The organism is Agrobacterium sp. FDAARGOS_525, from assembly GCF_003938925.1.
Classification (GTDB): domain Bacteria; phylum Pseudomonadota; class Alphaproteobacteria; order Rhizobiales; family Rhizobiaceae; genus Agrobacterium; species Agrobacterium pusense.
Map to the genome: position 1 here is coordinate 1,831,015 of NZ_RKIU01000003.1, position 15,161 is coordinate 1,846,175.

Sequence of the window (15,161 nt, forward strand, 5' to 3'; positions counted from 1 at the left end):
ATTTTATTGCAAAGATGGCGGCGGGCGATATGCTGCCCGCATGGACAGGATCGACCGGAAACTTCTGAACCTTTTGCAGAACGATGCCTCGCGCACCAATGTGGATATGGCTGACGAAGTCGGGCTGTCGCCGTCCAGTTGCCTGCGCCGCCTGCAGCGGCTGCGCAAGTCGGGCGTGATCGACCGCATCGTGGCGATCCTCAACCCGGCAAAGGCGGGACGCGTGCTCAAGGCTCTGGTGACGGTGGAGCTGAAACTGCACGGTGAGCAGCAGATGCGCCGCTTTCTGGATATTGCCTGCGCGGAGGAGGCGGTGTCGCAGGCTTATGCCGTCACCGGCGCAAGCGATGTCGTACTGATGTTACGCCTGCGGGATATGGAAGAATTCGACGCCCTGTGCGACCGCTTGTTCCGCGATCAGCACAATGTGGCACGCTTTTTCACCATGGTCGTCATCAAGACGGCGAAAGAAGAAACGGCCATCAAGCTTTGAAACTGATAATATGGCCTTCTGGGGAGGCATTTGATCCTCCCCTTCAACCCAAGGAAAGCCTCTGGCTTTCGGGAAGGCAGTTTACAGATGGCGCCTCGCGTTAAGTTAAGGCTCCTTGAGGGCACCTACGGAGTGGCCCGGCTTTCTGCCGATGCATCCATTCCAGCCTGGGCCGATGGCACAGGTTTTCTCAGCATCAGCCGGACTGATGATGAGCTTTCCGTCGTTTGCCGTCAGGAGCGTATCCCTCATGATGTTAAGGCCGACACCGGCTGGAACTGTCTCAAACTTCAGGGCCCGTTCGCCTTTGATGAGACCGGCATCGTGCTTTCGGTGATCGAACCGCTATCGACCAACGACATCGGGATATTCGTGGTTTCCACTTTCGATGGCGATCATCTGCTGGTCAAATCGAAAGATCTGGAGAAAACGTTTGAGCTGCTGGCAAATGCAGGGCACTCATGCATCTAAGCTCCGTGAGCGTGATCCGCCCGCATGGGATGCCAAACGGAAATATCGCGCGGCGCGTCCAGAAGCTCGGGCAGGGCATCGTGCCATGCCTGCCGATAGGGCCGGTGGATCTGAACGTCGATGACGTCCTGATGGTCAGTCCAGGTCTCATGCAGCAGGAACCGGTTCTCGTTTTCGCAATCCCGGTGCAGGGTTGCGTTCACGAAGGTCTTTTCGTGCCGCATGGCGTCGAGCAGCGCATTCAGCAATTCCAGAAAACGTTCGCGCTGGGCTGGACGGACCTGAAAGCCGATAAGATAGGTGCTGTGCACGGGTCTTACTCCTTGGCGCCTTGCATCAGTGCGTTGCGGGTTGCTGCGTCGGCGGGATAAAAACATTCCAGCACGAGTTCGGAGAGCGTGACGTCCGTCGCCGTCCCGAAAACCGTTGTGGTTGAAATGAAGCTCAATATGCCGCCCGAAGATGGATCGCGAAGCTGGAGCGGTATGGCCAGAGGGTCGGCCCCGGTGGAATGCGGGGCGACCTTTGGCGCGGGATAGGCCGCAAGCTCCGCATGCAGCCGAGAAAGCACTTCGTCTCCGGTTTCCTCGACCTGACGGCGCAGGCGTTCCAGCAGGTGATGGCGCCATTCGGCCAGATTGACGATGCGTGAACTCAGACCCAGCGGATGCAGGCTCAGCCTCAAGGCGTTGAGCGGCGGGTAAAGCAGCTCTTCTGAAACGCCGGCCAGAAGCGACGTGATCGCCCCATTGGCGAGAACGACATTCCAGTGCCGGTCGACGGCAAGAGCGGGGAATGGCATATGCCCATGCACTACCGTTTCGACGGCTTGTCGGGCGGCTGCCATATCAGGTGCATCCAGTGATCGTTCGGAATGAACGGGTGCATAACCTGCAGCCAGCATCAGCCGGTTAGCGGCACGGGCCGGCATCGAAAGCTGCTCCGCCAGCCTCACCAGCATGTCGCGGCTGGGCGATGATCGCCCGCTTTCAACGAAGCTCAGATGGCGTGCTGATATTTCAGCCTCCACCGCCAGATCCAGCTGGCTCAATCTGCGGCGGGCTCGCCATTCCTTCAGCACCTGGCCGACATGTTCTCGATGATGTGTCATGCCCCGCAGCCTAGCAGAAGATATCGCGGATGCGATTACCTCGGAGGTAATTGTTCCGCTTTCCGACCCCCGGCATGTTTGGGCCGTCAACCACAAGGAGCGCAATCATGACGCAGCATCTCGCAATCGCCGAAACCTATCTCGCAGCCTGGAATGAGGAAGACAATGAACGCCGCAGGCACCTCATCGGTCAGGCATGGGCAGAAAATACGCGCTACGTCGATCCGCTGATGCAGGGCGAAGGCCAGCAGGGGATTGCCGCAATGATCGAGGCGGCGCGGCAGAAATTTCCGGGATATCGTTTCGTTCTTGCCGGCACCCCGGACGGACACGGCAACTTCACCCGTTTCGCCTGGCGCCTTATCTCGCCTGACGGGGACGATGTGGCTGGTGGCACCGATGTCGTCAGCCACGATGCCGAGGGCCGGATCGAAAATGTCGTTGGTTTTCTCGACGGCGCGGCATCCTGAGGTAAAGGCGGGATAGTCCCGCCTCCTGTCCCGGCAATTTTGTCAGCCGGCGAAACCGACTCCGGCCTGACGCTGGCCGAGCGCATTGAACACCGTGGAAATGATGCCGGCCCGGTCGAGGCCGGCATTGGCATACATGGTCTCTGGCTTGGCCTGTTCCACCCACTGGTCGGGCAGTGTGAGTGTCCGCACCTTGGGGCCGTGATCGAGCAGGCCGGCGCTTGCCATGAAATGCAGCACATGTGCGCCAAAACCGCCGACCGAGCCTTCTTCTATCGTCACCAGAACCTCGTGATGGGCGGCAAGCTGTCGGATGAGATCGAGATCGAGCGGCTTGGCGAAGCGCGCATCGGCAACCGTGGTGGAAAGGCCGGCGGCGTCCAGGTCTTCGGCCGCCGCCAGGCATTCCGCAAGGCGGGTTCCGAAGGAAAGCAAGGCAACCTTCGTGCCTTCCTTGATGATGCGACCCTTGCCGATCTGAAGAATCTCCCCACGTGCGGGCATCTCGACGCCGACACCTTCTCCGCGCGGATAACGGAAGGAAATCGGGCCTTCGTCATAGGCGGCCGCCGTGCGGACCATGTGTTTCAGCTCCGCCTCATCCGAGGCCGCCATAACTACCATGCCGGGGAGGGTGGCGAGGAAAGTCGTGTCGAAGGAGCCGGCATGGGTCGGCCCGTCGGCGCCGACAAAACCGGCGCGGTCGATCGGGAAACGCACGGGCAGGCTCTGGATCGCCACATCATGCACCAGCTGGTCGTAACCGCGTTGCAGGAAGGTGGAATAAAGCGCGCAGAACGGCTTGTAACCGTCAGCCGCAAGCCCCGCCGCAAAGGTGACGGCATGCTGTTCGGCAATGCCGACATCGAAGGTGCGCGCCGGGAACAGCTCGGCCATCTTGTCGAGGCCGGTACCGTTGGGCATCGCGGCCGTCACACCGATGATTTTCTCATCGAGCGTGGCTTCCTGGATCAGCGCCTCGGCAAAGACGCTGGTATAGCTCGGCGCATTCGGCTTGGCTTTTGCCTGCGCGCCGGTGATGACGTCGAACTTGTTGACGCCGTGATATTTGTCGGCTGCGGCTTCCGCCGGCGCATAACCCTTGCCCTTCTGCGTCACCACATGGATGAGGACAGGGCCTTTCTGGTTGTCGCGCACATTGCGCAGCACCGGCAAAAGGTGGTCGAAGGAGTGACCGTCGATCGGGCCGATGTGATAGAAACCAAGCTCCTCGAACAGCGTGCCGCCGGTCACGTAACCGCGCGCATGGGTCACGGCGCGGGTAATGGCGCGGTCGATCGTCTTCCCGAGATACGCCGTCAGCTTCTTGCCGAAATCGCGAAAACCCATATAGGTGCGGCCGGAGGCGAGACGCGCCAGATAGGCGCTCATCGCGCCCGTCGGCGGCGCAATGGACATGTCGTTGTCGTTGAGGATGACGATCAGTCGTGCATCGAGCGCGCCGGCATTGTTCAGTGCCTCAAACGCCATGCCGGCAGACATGGAACCGTCACCGATGACAGCAATGACCTTGCGGTCGCTGCCATCCAAGCCCGCCGCCACCGCCATGCCGAGACCGGCGGAAATGGAGGTAGAAGAATGGCCGGCGCCGAAATCATCATATTCGCTTTCCGCACGGCGGGTGAAACCGGAAAGGCCACCTTCCTGCCGCAGCGTGCGGATGCGATCACGCCGGCCGGTCAGGATCTTGTGCGGGTAACATTGATGGCCGACATCGAAGATCAGCCGGTCTTCGGGCGTGTTGAAGACCTTGTGGATGGCAATCGTCAATTCCACAACGCCAAGGCCGGCACCCAGATGCCCACCGGTTTTCGACACGGCGTCAATCATCTCGTCGCGCAGTTCCCTTGCCAGTTCCGGCAAGTCGCGATCATCGATCTCCTTGAGATCGGAGGGAAAATTCACCCGGTCAAGCAATGGTGTCTGTGGCATTCCGGTCAATCGTTCGGCCTTTTCTGGTGGTCCCCGCGCGGCGCGTGAGAACGTCTTTCATCGCGAAAGCCGCCGGGTGAACCATGCATGTCGTATACTTCTATAGAATTTCAACCTTCCGGCAAAGGGACAAACTCTTCTTCGTCGCCGGGAACGATGTCGAAGCGTCCCGTTCTCCACTCCTGTTTGGCCTGTTCTATGCGTTCTTTTGATGACGAAACGAAGTTCCACCAGATGTATCGGCGCTCATTCAGCGCTGCCCCGCCAAAGATCATGATGTGACAGCCATTGCTGCCGGCCTGAAGCGTGATGTCGTCACCCGGCCGGAAGACGAGCAGCTGGTCGGCGGCGAAGATATCGCCCGCCACATCCAGCGAGCCGGACAGGATATAGATCGCCCGCTCCTCATGATCGGCGGAAAAGGGAAACTTTGCCCCCGGCTCCAGCGTCAGGTCGACATAAAGCGTATCCGTGAAGGCCGCAACGGGGGAGGTGAGGCCCTCGAATTCACCGATCACTACACGACCCGACGCGCCCTTGATATCGATCAGCGGCATCTCTTCCTTTGCCGTGTGGGCAAAGGCCGGGTCGATTTCCTCCATATGGTCGGGCAGGGCAAGCCAGGTCTGGAGGCCCGACATGGAAAGCGGATGGCCGCGCAGGTTTTCCGGCGTGCGTTCCGAATGCACGATGCCGCGCCCGGCCGTCATCAGGTTGATGTCGCCGGGGCGGATGACAAGCTCGGTGCCGAGACTGTCTCGATGCTTGATTTCGCCGTCGAACAGATAGGTGACGGTGGAAAGCCCGATATGCGGATGCGGCTTCACATCCAGCGCCTCACCGGCCTTCAGTATCGCCGGACCCATGCGATCGAAAAAGATGAAGGGACCGACAAGCCGCCGCTGCCGCGTCGGTAGCGCGCGCCGCACCGCAAAGCCGCCAATATCGCTGGTGCGGGGGATGATGAGGTTCTCGATGGCGTCGCAGGCAAAGGCATCGCCCGCGACGGGATCGTTACCGGGAAAGAAGGACATGGTCAGCTCCTCGTATCGTCTGGCGGGAGTTTAGCATAACCGAGGGGGAGGGGAGCATCGCGATATCGAACGCAGCGTCAACGATCCTTGTTAACACGACATTGTGAGAACACCTTACGGCCGGAGAAAGTTCTCAAACCTCTCCTCCGTCATCCTCGGGCTTGTCCCGAGGATCTAAACACGTCAAGAAAATCAATGCATTGCAGATCCTCGGGACAAGCCCGAGGATGACGTCTAGCGTTTAAATCGGGAGGTGGCTACCTTATCGAATCCCGTCCGAACGCTCACCCTAAACGCAATCACTCTCCGTCAAGCGGCTCCACACCCTGCGGCTTGCCGGCGCGGTCGAGACGGATCTTCTCGATGCGCTTTTCGGCAGCGTTCAGCAGCGTTTCGCAATGCTTCTTCAGGGCTTCGCCGCGCTCATAGATGGCGATGGATTCGTCCAGCGCCACGTCGCCGCGTTCCAGACGTGCGACAATGCTTTCCAGCTCGGCGACGGCTTTTTCGAACGAATAACCGCTGACATCGGCTGTGTTGGCATTTTCCGTCATGTTCAACCCTTCATCATTCTCAAAATATGCATGGCTGCCGATTCCGCCAGCCCTTCCAGATCATAACCGCCTTCCAGCAGGCTGACGACCCGGTTCGAAGTGTATTTATCCGCCATCTCCAAGAGCCGGCCCGTCGCCCAGTCGAAATCCTCTCCCACCAGATTGATCTGCGCCAGCGGATCACGGTGATGCGCGTCGAAACCGGCGGAGATGAGAATGAGATCGGGCGAAAAATCCGCAATCGCCGGCAAAACGCGTGATTTGAATGCCTCGCGGAAATGTTCGCTGCCGGTGTTCGGAGAAAGCGGTGCGTTGACGACGTTGTTCTTCACGCCGGTTTCGTTTTTATCGCCGCTCCACGGATAAAGCGGCATCTGGTGGGTGGAACAGAACAGCACGGATGTGTCGTTCCAGAAGATGTCCTGCGTGCCGTTGCCGTGGTGCACATCCCAGTCGATGATGGCGACGCGCTCGGCACCATGCGCCTTCTGCGCGTGGCGGGCGGCGATCGCCACATTGTTGAAAAGACAGAAGCCCATGGCCTTGGCGGTCTCGGCATGGTGGCCAGGCGGGCGGGCTGCAACGAAGACATTGTCGGCAGCGCCGGTAAAGACATCGTCTACTGCCGCCATTGCGGCGCCGATGCCGGTCAGCGCCGCCTGCAGGCTTTTTTGCGAAACGTAAGTGTCGGCCTCAATGCGGTTGATCTCGCCATCCTCTTCCGGAATCTGTCGCATCACGGCAAGCAGATGCTCTTCCGGATGCGCCAGCAGCACCGCATCCTCATTGGCCTGAGGCGCTTCTTTGCGATCAAGGCGCTCGAAATTCGGATGTTCGAGCGCGATGTTCAGCGACCGCAGGCGGTCCGGCCGCTCGGGATGGCCGGAAGGCGTGATATGCTCGAGGAAGATCGGATGTTCGTATAAACGCGTCGCCATTCTTTTCCTCCCGAAGAAAGTGTTTTCAGGCGCGCTGCGGCAGCAGCGGATAACCCGCCATGACGGCGCGGCCGGCAAGGGCTGCCAGCACGGCCTTCAGCGCATCACCCGGGATGAAGGCGAGCGAACCCATGAAAGCCTTTTCAAAACCGAGACCGACGACCACCGCCAGGTAGGTGATGCCGAAAGCATAAAGCACGACCACGCCGCCGATCAGGCTGGCGACGAAAAAGCCAACACCCTGCGCCAGAGCGGACTGGCTGCGATTGACGAGTTTTTCCGAGAGCGTGCCGGTGACGAAAACGGCTGCGATCCAGCCGATCAGGAAGCCCGTTGTCGGCGTGGTGAAGATCGAAAGACCGCCACGTCCGCCCGAAAGCACCGGCAGGCCGATGGCGGCAATCAGGATCGTCAGCAGAACCGCGAGCGTGCCGCGTTTTGCGCCGAGGACGACGCCGGCGAGCATGACGCCGAGCGACTGCGCGGTAATCGGCACCGGAATGAAACCGAGCGTGATCGGCGGCAAAAGCCCGAGCGCGATGATGATGGCGGAAAACAGCGAAATCAGCACAAGGTCGCGGGTCGTCATGGCTCGGAAACTCCGGATGGTTGTCTGGCCGTCAGCTTTGGCCTCTGAAACCGCGCGCGTCAATGGCGTCGGCAATGGCATCGGCATCCTTCAACGTCATAATGACGAGGGGCACGATGATGGTCGCCATCCGCACGGGCAGGCCACGCGCCCGGTGGGCATCGCGCACCGCATGGTAACGGTTGACGATCTCAGGCACGAAGCGCACCACCAGCCCGACTGCAAGCCCGATATCGGCGGCCTTGAGCAGCCCCAGCCTTTCCAGCGGGGAGGCAGCACGTGTAATTTCGTCCATGAACTGCGAAATGCTGACGGTGATGGTGACCGCGGTGGCGAGCAACGCAAGTGCCGTCAGCCGCATAAGATTGACACTGGCATCGTGGGCCGGAAGCAGGAGATAGCTGAAGCCGGCGACGAGGAAGATCGTCAGCATCACCGGCCGCAGCCGCAGGGCGATGTCCTTGAGGGGCAGCCGCGTCGCGCCCAGAACTAGCGCGGCCAGAACCATCGCGCATGCGAGAACCAGCAAGTCGCGGGTGAGGAACAATGCAATGCTGAAGCCCATGAGCGTCAGAAGCTTGAGGCGCGGCGAGACGCGGTATAGCCAGCCGGTGCCCTCGACATGCAGCGATTTCATCGCGACGCCACCTCCAGATAGCGCGCCACCGCCTCTTCAGGTGCAGCATCTGCAATAAGCGCACCCTCATGGAAAACCAGCACCCGGTCGAAACCCCGAAGCAACGGCAGATCGTGGGTTATGACAATCAGCGCCTGGGACAGCGCCGCCATGGTTATTTCCACGACTGCGCGGTTTTTGAGATCAAGCTGGTTGGTTGGCTCATCGAGAATGAGGATTTGCGGTTCGGTCACCAGAAGGGCGGCAAGCGCTGCAAGCTGTAGCTCACCGCCGGAAAGCTCATGCGCGCGCCGGTCTTCCAGCTGCGCGATGCCGAGTCCGGCCAGAACGACCTTCACCCGATTTTCAGTTTCGGCCTTGCCGAGGCCGAGCCGCTTCAGCCCGAAGGCGACATCGTCGCGCACGATCGGCAGGATGATCTGGTTTTGGGGATTCTGGAAGATGAAACCGACCATCTGCAGGATGGCCCTGGCGTCGCTCACGGTGTCGAGACCGTTCACCGAAACCTTGCCCTCGCTTGGCTTGTTCAGCCCGTTGATCAGCCGGGCAAAGGTGGTCTTACCGGAACCATTGAGACCGATTACGCCGATACGCCGTTCCGTCAACGTCAAAGACAGCGGCTGCAGGACCTGCCGGCCCTCGAAAACGACACCGGCGGCATCGAAACGGATTTCCAAACTTACATCCTCGCGCTCGTTTCCGGTTCTATATCCCGTCATCAACAGAAGCGAAACAAGGAACAAAAAAAGAACATTGCATTCGCGAAAAAGCCGTCATACCTTCTGGGCCATGACAATCAAGGTTTCGAACGAAGCAGCAAGGCGAATTTTTCTGGCGCGGCAGGGCCTTTCCTCCCCGCCCGGCAAGGCGCTTTCCAAGGATGGGCTGCTGCAGCTCATCACCGATCTCGGCTTCGTGCAGGTGGACAGCATCGGCACGGTGGCGCGCGCCCATCACCAGATTATTTTCTCCCGCAACCAGACCTACAGGCGCAACCATCTGACCACGCTGCTGGAAAAGGATCGCGCGCTTTTCGAGCACTGGACGCATGATGCCTCCATCCTGCCGACGGAATTTTATCCCTATTGGAAACACCGCTTCCGCCGCCGCGAGCCGATCATTCAGGAACGCTGGCGCAAATGGCACGGTGAGGGTTTCGATGCCGCGTTCGGCGAAACGCTGGAGCGCATCGCCGCAACCGGGCCGGTGCTGGCGCGGGAGCTTAAAGAGGAGGGACACCAGTCCGGTGGCTGGTGGAACTGGCATCCCTCCAAGACCGCACTCGAATATCTCTGGCACACCGGCAAGCTTGCAATTGCCGGCCGTGTGAACTTCCAGAAGGTCTATGATCTGGCCGAACGGGTCATTCCCGGTGAGCATCACGAGACCGAAGTGGAGCACGCCGAATTCGTCGACTGGGCCTGCCGCGAGGCGCTGAAACGGCTGGGTTTCGCCACCCACGGCGAAATCGCCGCTTTTTTCGACCTCGTTACCCCGCAGGAGGCGAGAGACTGGGTCAAAAACCATCGCGATGAATTGTGCGAGGTATCGCTTCTCGCAAGTGACGGCGATACTGCCCGCCAGTCCTATGCCTTTGCCGATTTCACTGCCGACCTGACGGACGTACCGGAACCGTCCTCCCGCGTTCGCGTGCTGAGCCCCTTCGACCCTTTGCTGCGTGACCGAAACCGCACGGAGCGGCTATTCGGCTTTTATTATCGCATCGAGGTCTTCGTGCCGGAGCCGAAGCGGCAATATGGCTATTATGTTTTTCCGCTTCTGGAAGGCGACCGTCTGATCGGTCGCATCGACATGAAGGCGGAGCGCAAAGGCAGCACTCTGGATGTACGCCGCCTGTGGCTCGAGCCCGGCGTGCGCGCTTCGGCCGGGCGGCTGGAAAAGCTCGATGCGGAATTGTCGCGGCTTGCGAAGTTCACAGGGGTCGAGAGCGTGAACTATCTGGAGGGCTGGCGGGAGGACAACTGAGTTTTTCGCACGAATGATTGCGAGAGAGGTGCCCTCGGACTCAAGGTTACCGATCCGTGATACCCCATTGTAGCGCGGCGTTGCGGCATATTTCTTCTCCCCGCCGGGGAGAAGGTGGCCCGAAGGGTCGGATGAGGGGGCAACGGTAGAGATTTACGGAGAGCTAGCCCCCTCATCCCGCTGCCACGGACTTCTCCCCGGCGGCGAGAAGAAGCAGGCGGAACCCGCTCGCCTCACAATTGCGCGGCGAGACCAGGCAAAACCCAGGCTCACCCGATATCCGTCGCGGAAATCTTGATGCCAAATCCTTCGAGACCGACATAATGGCGTTCGCGCGTGGTCATCAGCTTGATCGAGCTGATGCCGAGGTCTTTGAGGATTTGCGCGCCGAGACCGATTTCCAGCCATTCGTTTTCCCGCGAGCGGGCCTGGGCGTGTGCCTCGTCCGGGTCGCGCGCCTTGCGCCGCCCCGCAACCTGGCCGACGCCGACGGAGCCTTCACGCAGATAGACGATGACGCCGCGGCCTTCCTCGGCGATCTTCTGCATGTAGTGCCGCACTGGCTGGCGGTCGCCGAACACGTCGTCAGCGACGTTTTCCGGGTGCAGGCGCACGGGAATGTCGACACCGTCCCTGATGTCGCCGAAAATCACCGCCATGTGCTGCATCCGGTCCCAGGGAAGGGAGTAGGTCTGCGCTCTGGCCGGGCCGAAGGGCGTTTCGATGGTGAAGGAGGATTCCATCTCCACCAGCGTTTCCTTGCGCTGGCGATAGGCTATCAGATCGGCAACCGACACCTGCTTGAGCTGATGTTTTTCCGCAAAGGCGGTGACCTGCGGTCCGCGCGTCACGGTGCCGTCATCATTGACGAGTTCGCAGATGACACCGATCGGCGGCAGGCCTGCCAGCTTGCAGAGGTCGACCGCGGCTTCCGTATGTCCCGAGCGCATCAGGACGCCGCCCTCACGGGCAATCAGCGGGAAAATGTGTCCGGGCCGGGTAAAATCGGCGGCTCCGACATTGGGATTGGCGAGATTGCGCACCGTCAGCGTGCGGTCATCGGCGGAAATGCCAGTTGTGGTGCCGTGCTTGAAATCGACGCTGACGGTGAAGGCCGTGGTATGGGCGCTGTCATTTTCGGCCACCATGGCATTGAGGTTCAGGCGCTTGGCTTCTTCGCGCGGCATGGGGGCGCAGACGATGCCTGACGTGTGGCGCACGATGAAAGCCATCTTTTCTGCCGTGCAGTGGACCGCTGAAATGATCAGATCGCCCTCGTTCTCACGGTCATCATCATCGGTCACGACAACGATTTCACCGGCTTCGAAAGCGCGGATGGCATCGACAACGCGTTTCTGGTCATAGGCCATGGCGGAATACCTCACTTCAACCGGCCGGTCTGGCCGCGATCCCTCAGATAATGGTCGGCAACGGTGCAGGCCACCATCGCTTCGCCGATCGGCACGGCACGAATGCCGACGCAGGGGTCGTGGCGTCCCTTGGTGCGCACGTCGACATTGTTGCCATCGGCGTCGATCGACTGGCGCTCGGTCAGGATTGACGAGGTCGGCTTGATGGCAAAGCGCGCGATGACGGGCTCGCCGGTCGCAATGCCACCCAGAATGCCGCCGGCATGATTGGAGAGGAAGATCGGCCTGCCGTCATTGCCCATGCGCATTTCATCGGCATTCTCCTCGCCGGAAAGCTCGGCGGAGGCGAAACCCTCACCGATTTCCACGCCCTTGACGGCGTTGATCGACATCAGGCTGGAGGCAATATCCTGGTCAAGCTTGGCGTAGATCGGTGCGCCGATGCCCGCCGGAACGCCTTCGGCGATCACTTCGACGACGGCGCCAATGGACGAACCGGCCTTGCGGATGCCGTCGAGATATTCTTCCCAGACGGGCACCATGGCGGCATCAGGGCAGAAGAACGGGTTCTGATCGACCTGATCCCAATCCCAGTTGTCGCGGTTGATCCTGTGTTTGCCGATCTGCACCAGCGCGCCGCGCACGTTAAGGCTGGGTACCACCTTTCGCGCGATTGCGCCGGCAGCGACACGCGCCGCCGTCTCGCGCGCGGAAGAGCGACCGCCGCCGCGATAATCGCGAATGCCATATTTCAGGTCATAGGTGAAATCCGCATGTCCGGGGCGGAATCGCCTGGCGATCTCGCCATAATCCTTGGAGCGCTGGTCGGTGTTTTCGATCAGCATGGAAATCGGCGTGCCTGTTGTCGTCATCGTCTCGCCGTCCTCATCCAGCATGACGCCGGAAAGGACCTTGACGATATCGTCCTCGCGCCGCTGGGTGACGAAGCGGCTCTGGCCCGGCTTGCGCTTGTCCATCCAGTGCTGCACCTCCGCAAGGGTAAACCGGATGCCGGGCGGGCAACCATCCACCACGCAGCCAAGCGCCGGCCCGTGGCTTTCTCCCCAGGTGGTAACGCGGAAAAGATGACCGAAACTGTTATGCGACATAATTCTCAAACCGGAAAACGGGGCGCCTGTGGACAGCGCCGTTTAAAACAAGCGGATTTGTCTTAGTGGAAAATCCGGGCAAGGCAAAAGCCTTTCTTTCATCGCAAACGCGATAAGAAGGTGACGTACCGTTCACGACTTGCGAAAGGACGAAAAACGACAGTCCCGCCATGGGCGACGGAAAGTGATTCGACCGTATCGACGGGTTTTGTGAGATGACGAAATTGTAAAAGAGCCGGGGTTTTCCACCCTAAACCCGAGTTTTCAAATATTGCCGGAAAATGCGGTGTAAAAATCACTAACGGCTTGAACAGGATTTGAAATCCGTTCATCAATTGGGCCGAAAATGTCATGGTTGCGGGCAATTTCCGCCACATTCGAAAGGCAATTCTTCATGCATGTAAGGTTTTCACGCAAATCCACGAAAGCTAGATCGATGCGTATGATGATTGCCGCCCTTCTGGCCACCGCCAACCTCCTGATGCCGATCAACGGCTTCGCCCAGAGCGTCGACGTGGAAGGCACGATCAGCAAGATCGACGCGAACGGTCTAAGTATCACGCTGAACGACGGCAAGACCTATCGTGTGCCGGAAGAATTCAATTTCGAAGGTCTGAAAGCGGGCGTGAAGGTCGTTGTCTTCTACACGGAAGTGGATGGGAAACGTGTGGTCGACGATCTGCAGGTTGTGGAGTAAGCAGCCGCCTACCAAGTCAAAACCCCCTTTGTGAAACGAGCGGGTGCCACCTGTTTCTTCTCCTCGACGGGGAGAAGTCCGCGACAGCGGGTAAGGGAGCAAGCTCTCCGAAATCCGGCAACGTTGCCCCCTCATCCCACCCTTCGGGCCACCTCTCCCCGGGGGAGAGAAGAAACAAGCTGCGACGTCCTGCCAATCATAGGAAAGCTGCCAGCCCCTAGGAAATCCACTCCACGCTGTTCCTGTCGATCTCGACCTTCAAAATCTGGTCCTGCGGGATTTGCGTCCGCGACGCCTCATCCTTGTCCATGCCTGAAACAAGTCTGAAAATCGAGCGGATGACGCCGCCATGGCAGACGCAGACTGTCGGCCGCTCCACGGAGGAGAGCCATGCGCCGATGCGCCAGGAGAGGATTTCATAGCTTTCGGCGTCCTGCCCGGGGGGAATGAAATCCCACTTGTTGGCCTTGCGCGCCTTCACCCGGTCCGGAAATTCCTTCTTGAGCTCGGGCAACGTCTGCCCTTCCCAGTCACCAAAGGAAACTTCGATGAGGCGGTCGTCGGTGCGATAGGCCTTGGCATCGAGCCCCATCGCGCCGCGCATCAGTTCCATTGTCTCGCGCGTGCGCCCGAGCGGGCTTGCTACATAATCGAAATCCGCGGCCTGATCCCCCAGGAGGCGGGCGAGAAGCAGACCATTGCCGACCGCCTGCTGGCGGCCGAAATCATTGAGCGGAATGTCTTTCTGGCCCTGAAGCCGGCGTATCGCATTCCAGTCCGTTTGTCCGTGCCGGATCACATAGACGAGCAAGGCGATACCCCAGTTTCAAGCATTCCCGGTTGTCGTCAGTCCTTAACCACCGAAATGTCAGGCGCATCCACCGCCTTCATGCCGATGGTGTGGTAACCGGAATCGACATGGTGGATTTCGCCGGTCACGCCGGTCGAAAGGTCGGAGAGCAGGTAAAGCGCCGACTTGCCGACTTCCTCGATCGAAACGGTGCGCTTCAGCGGCGCATTATATTCGTTCCACTTGAGAATGTAACGGAAGTCGCCGATGCCGGAAGCAGCGAGCGTCTTGATAGGGCCGGCGGAAACGGCATTGACGCGGATGCCGCGATTGCCGAGGTCGACGGCGAGGTAACGCACGCTTGCCTCAAGCGCGGCCTTGGCCACGCCCATGACGTTGTAGTTCGGCATCACCTTTTCGGCGCCGTAATAGGTGAGCGTCACGATCGAACCACCGTCATTCATGACGGGCTCCGCCCGCTTGGCAACGGCGGCCAGCGAGAAGACGGAAATGTCCATGGTGCGGTTGAAATTGTCGCGGCTGGTATCGAGGTAACGGCCGGTCAGCTCATCCTTGTCGGAAAAGGCAATGGCGTGCACGACGAAGTCGATCTTGCCCCAATGCTTTTCCAGGCTGGCAAAAACCGCATCGATGGTCTCGAGATCGGTCACATCGCAGTGACCGGCCATGAAGGCGCCGAGTTCCTGGGCCAGCGGCTCGACACGCTTCTTCAGCGCATCGCCCTGCCAGGTGAGAGCCACTTCCGCGCCCGCGTCGGCGCAGGCCTTGGCGATGCCCCAAGCGATGGAACGATTATTGGCGACACCCATGATGAGGCCGCGTTTGCCAGCCATGAGGCCGGATGCCTGAGCCATTTTATGCTCCCTAGTACTTTTGATCGGTCCTGCCTATGGCATAGGCTGCAATCCTGTTCAAGATTGCCAAGGATCATCAACTGT

The 15,161-nt window shown here is 60.0% G+C and carries 19 protein-coding genes; 5 read left to right on the forward strand and 14 right to left on the reverse strand.

The window, feature by feature from the left end; genetic code table 11:
- Positions 1-40 precede the first annotated feature (40 nt).
- Positions 41-493 carry an Lrp/AsnC family transcriptional regulator gene (locus EGT36_RS10230; RefSeq protein ID WP_022555720.1) on the forward strand — a complete coding sequence of 151 codons (453 nt, stop codon included), beginning with the start codon at positions 41-43 and terminating at the stop codon, positions 491-493.
- An 87-nt stretch (positions 494-580) separates the two neighbouring features.
- On the forward strand, positions 581-964 hold the full coding sequence (locus EGT36_RS10235; RefSeq protein WP_037090799.1) for an ACT domain-containing protein: 384 nt from the start codon (positions 581-583) through the stop codon (positions 962-964).
- Here the strand turns inward: EGT36_RS10235 and EGT36_RS10240 are convergent.
- Both EGT36_RS10240 and EGT36_RS10245 read right to left on the reverse strand, forming a co-directional pair.
- Positions 961-1,275, reverse strand: a complete 315-nt coding sequence (locus tag EGT36_RS10240; RefSeq protein ID WP_037090798.1) for a putative quinol monooxygenase — start codon at positions 1,273-1,275, stop codon at positions 961-963. The two genes, EGT36_RS10235 and EGT36_RS10240, sit on opposite strands and share 4 nt — an antisense overlap.
- 5 nt (positions 1,276-1,280) lie before the next feature.
- Positions 1,281-2,075, reverse strand: coding sequence for a helix-turn-helix domain-containing protein (locus EGT36_RS10245; protein ID WP_022555723.1), 795 nt, complete (start codon positions 2,073-2,075; stop codon positions 1,281-1,283).
- Between the two features lie 107 nt (positions 2,076-2,182).
- Between EGT36_RS10245 and EGT36_RS10250 the strand changes: the two genes are divergently transcribed.
- On the forward strand, positions 2,183-2,545 hold the full coding sequence (locus EGT36_RS10250; RefSeq protein WP_037090797.1) for a nuclear transport factor 2 family protein: 363 nt from the start codon (positions 2,183-2,185) through the stop codon (positions 2,543-2,545).
- Positions 2,546-2,587: 42 nt separating this feature from the next.
- Here the strand turns inward: EGT36_RS10250 and dxs are convergent, their stop codons facing one another.
- The 7 genes from dxs to EGT36_RS10285 all read right to left on the reverse strand — a co-directional run bounded on the left by dxs (position 2,588) and on the right by EGT36_RS10285 (position 8,927).
- Positions 2,588-4,507 carry a 1-deoxy-D-xylulose-5-phosphate synthase gene (dxs, locus tag EGT36_RS10255; RefSeq protein WP_037090795.1) on the reverse strand — a complete coding sequence of 640 codons (1,920 nt, stop codon included), beginning with the start codon at positions 4,505-4,507 and terminating at the stop codon, positions 2,588-2,590.
- A 101-nt stretch (positions 4,508-4,608) separates the two neighbouring features.
- Positions 4,609-5,532 (reverse strand): pirin family protein, encoded by a 924-nt coding sequence (locus tag EGT36_RS10260; RefSeq protein ID WP_035209401.1) that lies wholly within the window; start codon positions 5,530-5,532, stop codon positions 4,609-4,611.
- A 299-nt stretch (positions 5,533-5,831) separates the two neighbouring features.
- The gene (locus tag EGT36_RS10265; protein WP_003503059.1) at positions 5,832-6,086 is read right to left on the reverse strand and encodes an exodeoxyribonuclease VII small subunit; all 255 of its coding nucleotides are present in this window, start codon (positions 6,084-6,086) and stop codon (positions 5,832-5,834) included.
- Between the two features lie 2 nt (positions 6,087-6,088).
- Complete coding sequence (locus tag EGT36_RS10270) at positions 6,089-7,024, reverse strand: histone deacetylase family protein (protein ID WP_006699885.1); 936 nt, start codon at positions 7,022-7,024, stop codon at positions 6,089-6,091.
- A gap of 25 nt (positions 7,025-7,049) precedes the next feature.
- Positions 7,050-7,613: a biotin transporter BioY gene (locus tag EGT36_RS10275; protein WP_004440332.1), complete on the reverse strand. Its 564-nt coding sequence runs from the start codon at positions 7,611-7,613 to the stop codon at positions 7,050-7,052.
- A 31-nt stretch (positions 7,614-7,644) separates the two neighbouring features.
- Positions 7,645-8,250 (reverse strand): energy-coupling factor transporter transmembrane component T family protein, encoded by a 606-nt coding sequence (locus EGT36_RS10280; protein ID WP_022555725.1) that lies wholly within the window; start codon positions 8,248-8,250, stop codon positions 7,645-7,647.
- Positions 8,247-8,927: an energy-coupling factor ABC transporter ATP-binding protein gene (locus EGT36_RS10285; protein ID WP_037090793.1), complete on the reverse strand. Its 681-nt coding sequence runs from the start codon at positions 8,925-8,927 to the stop codon at positions 8,247-8,249. The genes EGT36_RS10280 and EGT36_RS10285 overlap by 4 nt, the downstream gene beginning before the upstream one ends.
- Positions 8,928-9,039: 112 nt before the next feature.
- On the opposite strand from EGT36_RS10285, the gene EGT36_RS10290 reads away from it, so the two are divergent.
- On the forward strand, positions 9,040-10,236 hold the full coding sequence (locus tag EGT36_RS10290) for a winged helix-turn-helix domain-containing protein (RefSeq protein ID WP_125270581.1): 1,197 nt from the start codon (positions 9,040-9,042) through the stop codon (positions 10,234-10,236).
- 269 nt (positions 10,237-10,505) lie between these two features.
- Here EGT36_RS10290 and ribB read toward each other — a convergent pair whose 3' ends face one another.
- From ribB to EGT36_RS30465, 3 genes are all read right to left on the reverse strand, one after another.
- Positions 10,506-11,606 carry a 3,4-dihydroxy-2-butanone-4-phosphate synthase gene (gene ribB / locus EGT36_RS10295; protein ID WP_004440341.1) on the reverse strand — a complete coding sequence of 367 codons (1,101 nt, stop codon included), beginning with the start codon at positions 11,604-11,606 and terminating at the stop codon, positions 10,506-10,508.
- An 11-nt stretch (positions 11,607-11,617) separates the two neighbouring features.
- Positions 11,618-12,715, reverse strand: a complete 1,098-nt coding sequence (gene aroC, locus EGT36_RS10300) for a chorismate synthase (RefSeq protein ID WP_004440343.1) — start codon at positions 12,713-12,715, stop codon at positions 11,618-11,620.
- A 98-nt stretch (positions 12,716-12,813) separates the two neighbouring features.
- The gene (locus EGT36_RS30465; protein ID WP_172965640.1) at positions 12,814-13,068 is read right to left on the reverse strand and encodes a hypothetical protein; all 255 of its coding nucleotides are present in this window, start codon (positions 13,066-13,068) and stop codon (positions 12,814-12,816) included.
- An 83-nt stretch (positions 13,069-13,151) separates the two neighbouring features.
- Between EGT36_RS30465 and EGT36_RS10305 the strand changes: the two genes are divergently transcribed.
- Positions 13,152-13,412, forward strand: a complete 261-nt coding sequence (locus EGT36_RS10305; RefSeq protein ID WP_006699882.1) for a DUF1344 domain-containing protein — start codon at positions 13,152-13,154, stop codon at positions 13,410-13,412.
- 217 nt (positions 13,413-13,629) lie between these two features.
- Here EGT36_RS10305 and EGT36_RS10310 read toward each other — a convergent pair whose 3' ends face one another.
- Together EGT36_RS10310 and fabI are read right to left on the reverse strand one after the other, a co-directional pair.
- Positions 13,630-14,223: a histidine phosphatase family protein gene (locus EGT36_RS10310; RefSeq protein WP_037090791.1), complete on the reverse strand. Its 594-nt coding sequence runs from the start codon at positions 14,221-14,223 to the stop codon at positions 13,630-13,632.
- A gap of 35 nt (positions 14,224-14,258) precedes the next feature.
- Positions 14,259-15,077, reverse strand: coding sequence for an enoyl-ACP reductase FabI (gene fabI, locus EGT36_RS10315; protein WP_004440350.1), 819 nt, complete (start codon positions 15,075-15,077; stop codon positions 14,259-14,261).
- Positions 15,078-15,161 lie beyond the last annotated feature (84 nt).

Excerpts from the sequence above, each read along its gene's own strand:
- EGT36_RS10230 (WP_022555720.1), top strand. The coding sequence starts at position 41 with ATGGACAGGATCGACCGGAAACTTCTGAACCTTTTGCAGAACGATGCC.
- EGT36_RS10235 (WP_037090799.1), top strand. The coding sequence starts at position 581 with ATGGCGCCTCGCGTTAAGTTAAGGCTCCTTGAGGGCACCTACGGAGTG.
- EGT36_RS10245 (WP_022555723.1), bottom strand. The coding sequence starts at position 2,075 with ATGACACATCATCGAGAACATGTCGGCCAGGTGCTGAAGGAATGGCGA.
- EGT36_RS10250 (WP_037090797.1), top strand. The coding sequence starts at position 2,183 with ATGACGCAGCATCTCGCAATCGCCGAAACCTATCTCGCAGCCTGGAAT.
- EGT36_RS10260 (WP_035209401.1), bottom strand. The coding sequence starts at position 5,532 with ATGTCCTTCTTTCCCGGTAACGATCCCGTCGCGGGCGATGCCTTTGCC.
- EGT36_RS10265 (WP_003503059.1), bottom strand. The coding sequence starts at position 6,086 with ATGACGGAAAATGCCAACACAGCCGATGTCAGCGGTTATTCGTTCGAA.
- EGT36_RS10270 (WP_006699885.1), bottom strand. The coding sequence starts at position 7,024 with ATGGCGACGCGTTTATACGAACATCCGATCTTCCTCGAGCATATCACG.
- EGT36_RS10275 (WP_004440332.1), bottom strand. The coding sequence starts at position 7,613 with ATGACGACCCGCGACCTTGTGCTGATTTCGCTGTTTTCCGCCATCATC.
- EGT36_RS10280 (WP_022555725.1), bottom strand. The coding sequence starts at position 8,250 with ATGAAATCGCTGCATGTCGAGGGCACCGGCTGGCTATACCGCGTCTCG.
- EGT36_RS10290 (WP_125270581.1), top strand. The coding sequence starts at position 9,040 with ATGACAATCAAGGTTTCGAACGAAGCAGCAAGGCGAATTTTTCTGGCG.
- ribB (WP_004440341.1), bottom strand. The coding sequence starts at position 11,606 with ATGGCCTATGACCAGAAACGCGTTGTCGATGCCATCCGCGCTTTCGAA.
- aroC (WP_004440343.1), bottom strand. The coding sequence starts at position 12,715 with ATGTCGCATAACAGTTTCGGTCATCTTTTCCGCGTTACCACCTGGGGA.
- EGT36_RS30465 (WP_172965640.1), bottom strand. The coding sequence starts at position 13,068 with ATGACATTTTCGGCCCAATTGATGAACGGATTTCAAATCCTGTTCAAG.
- EGT36_RS10305 (WP_006699882.1), top strand. The coding sequence starts at position 13,152 with ATGCGTATGATGATTGCCGCCCTTCTGGCCACCGCCAACCTCCTGATG.
- fabI (WP_004440350.1), bottom strand. The coding sequence starts at position 15,077 with ATGGCTCAGGCATCCGGCCTCATGGCTGGCAAACGCGGCCTCATCATG.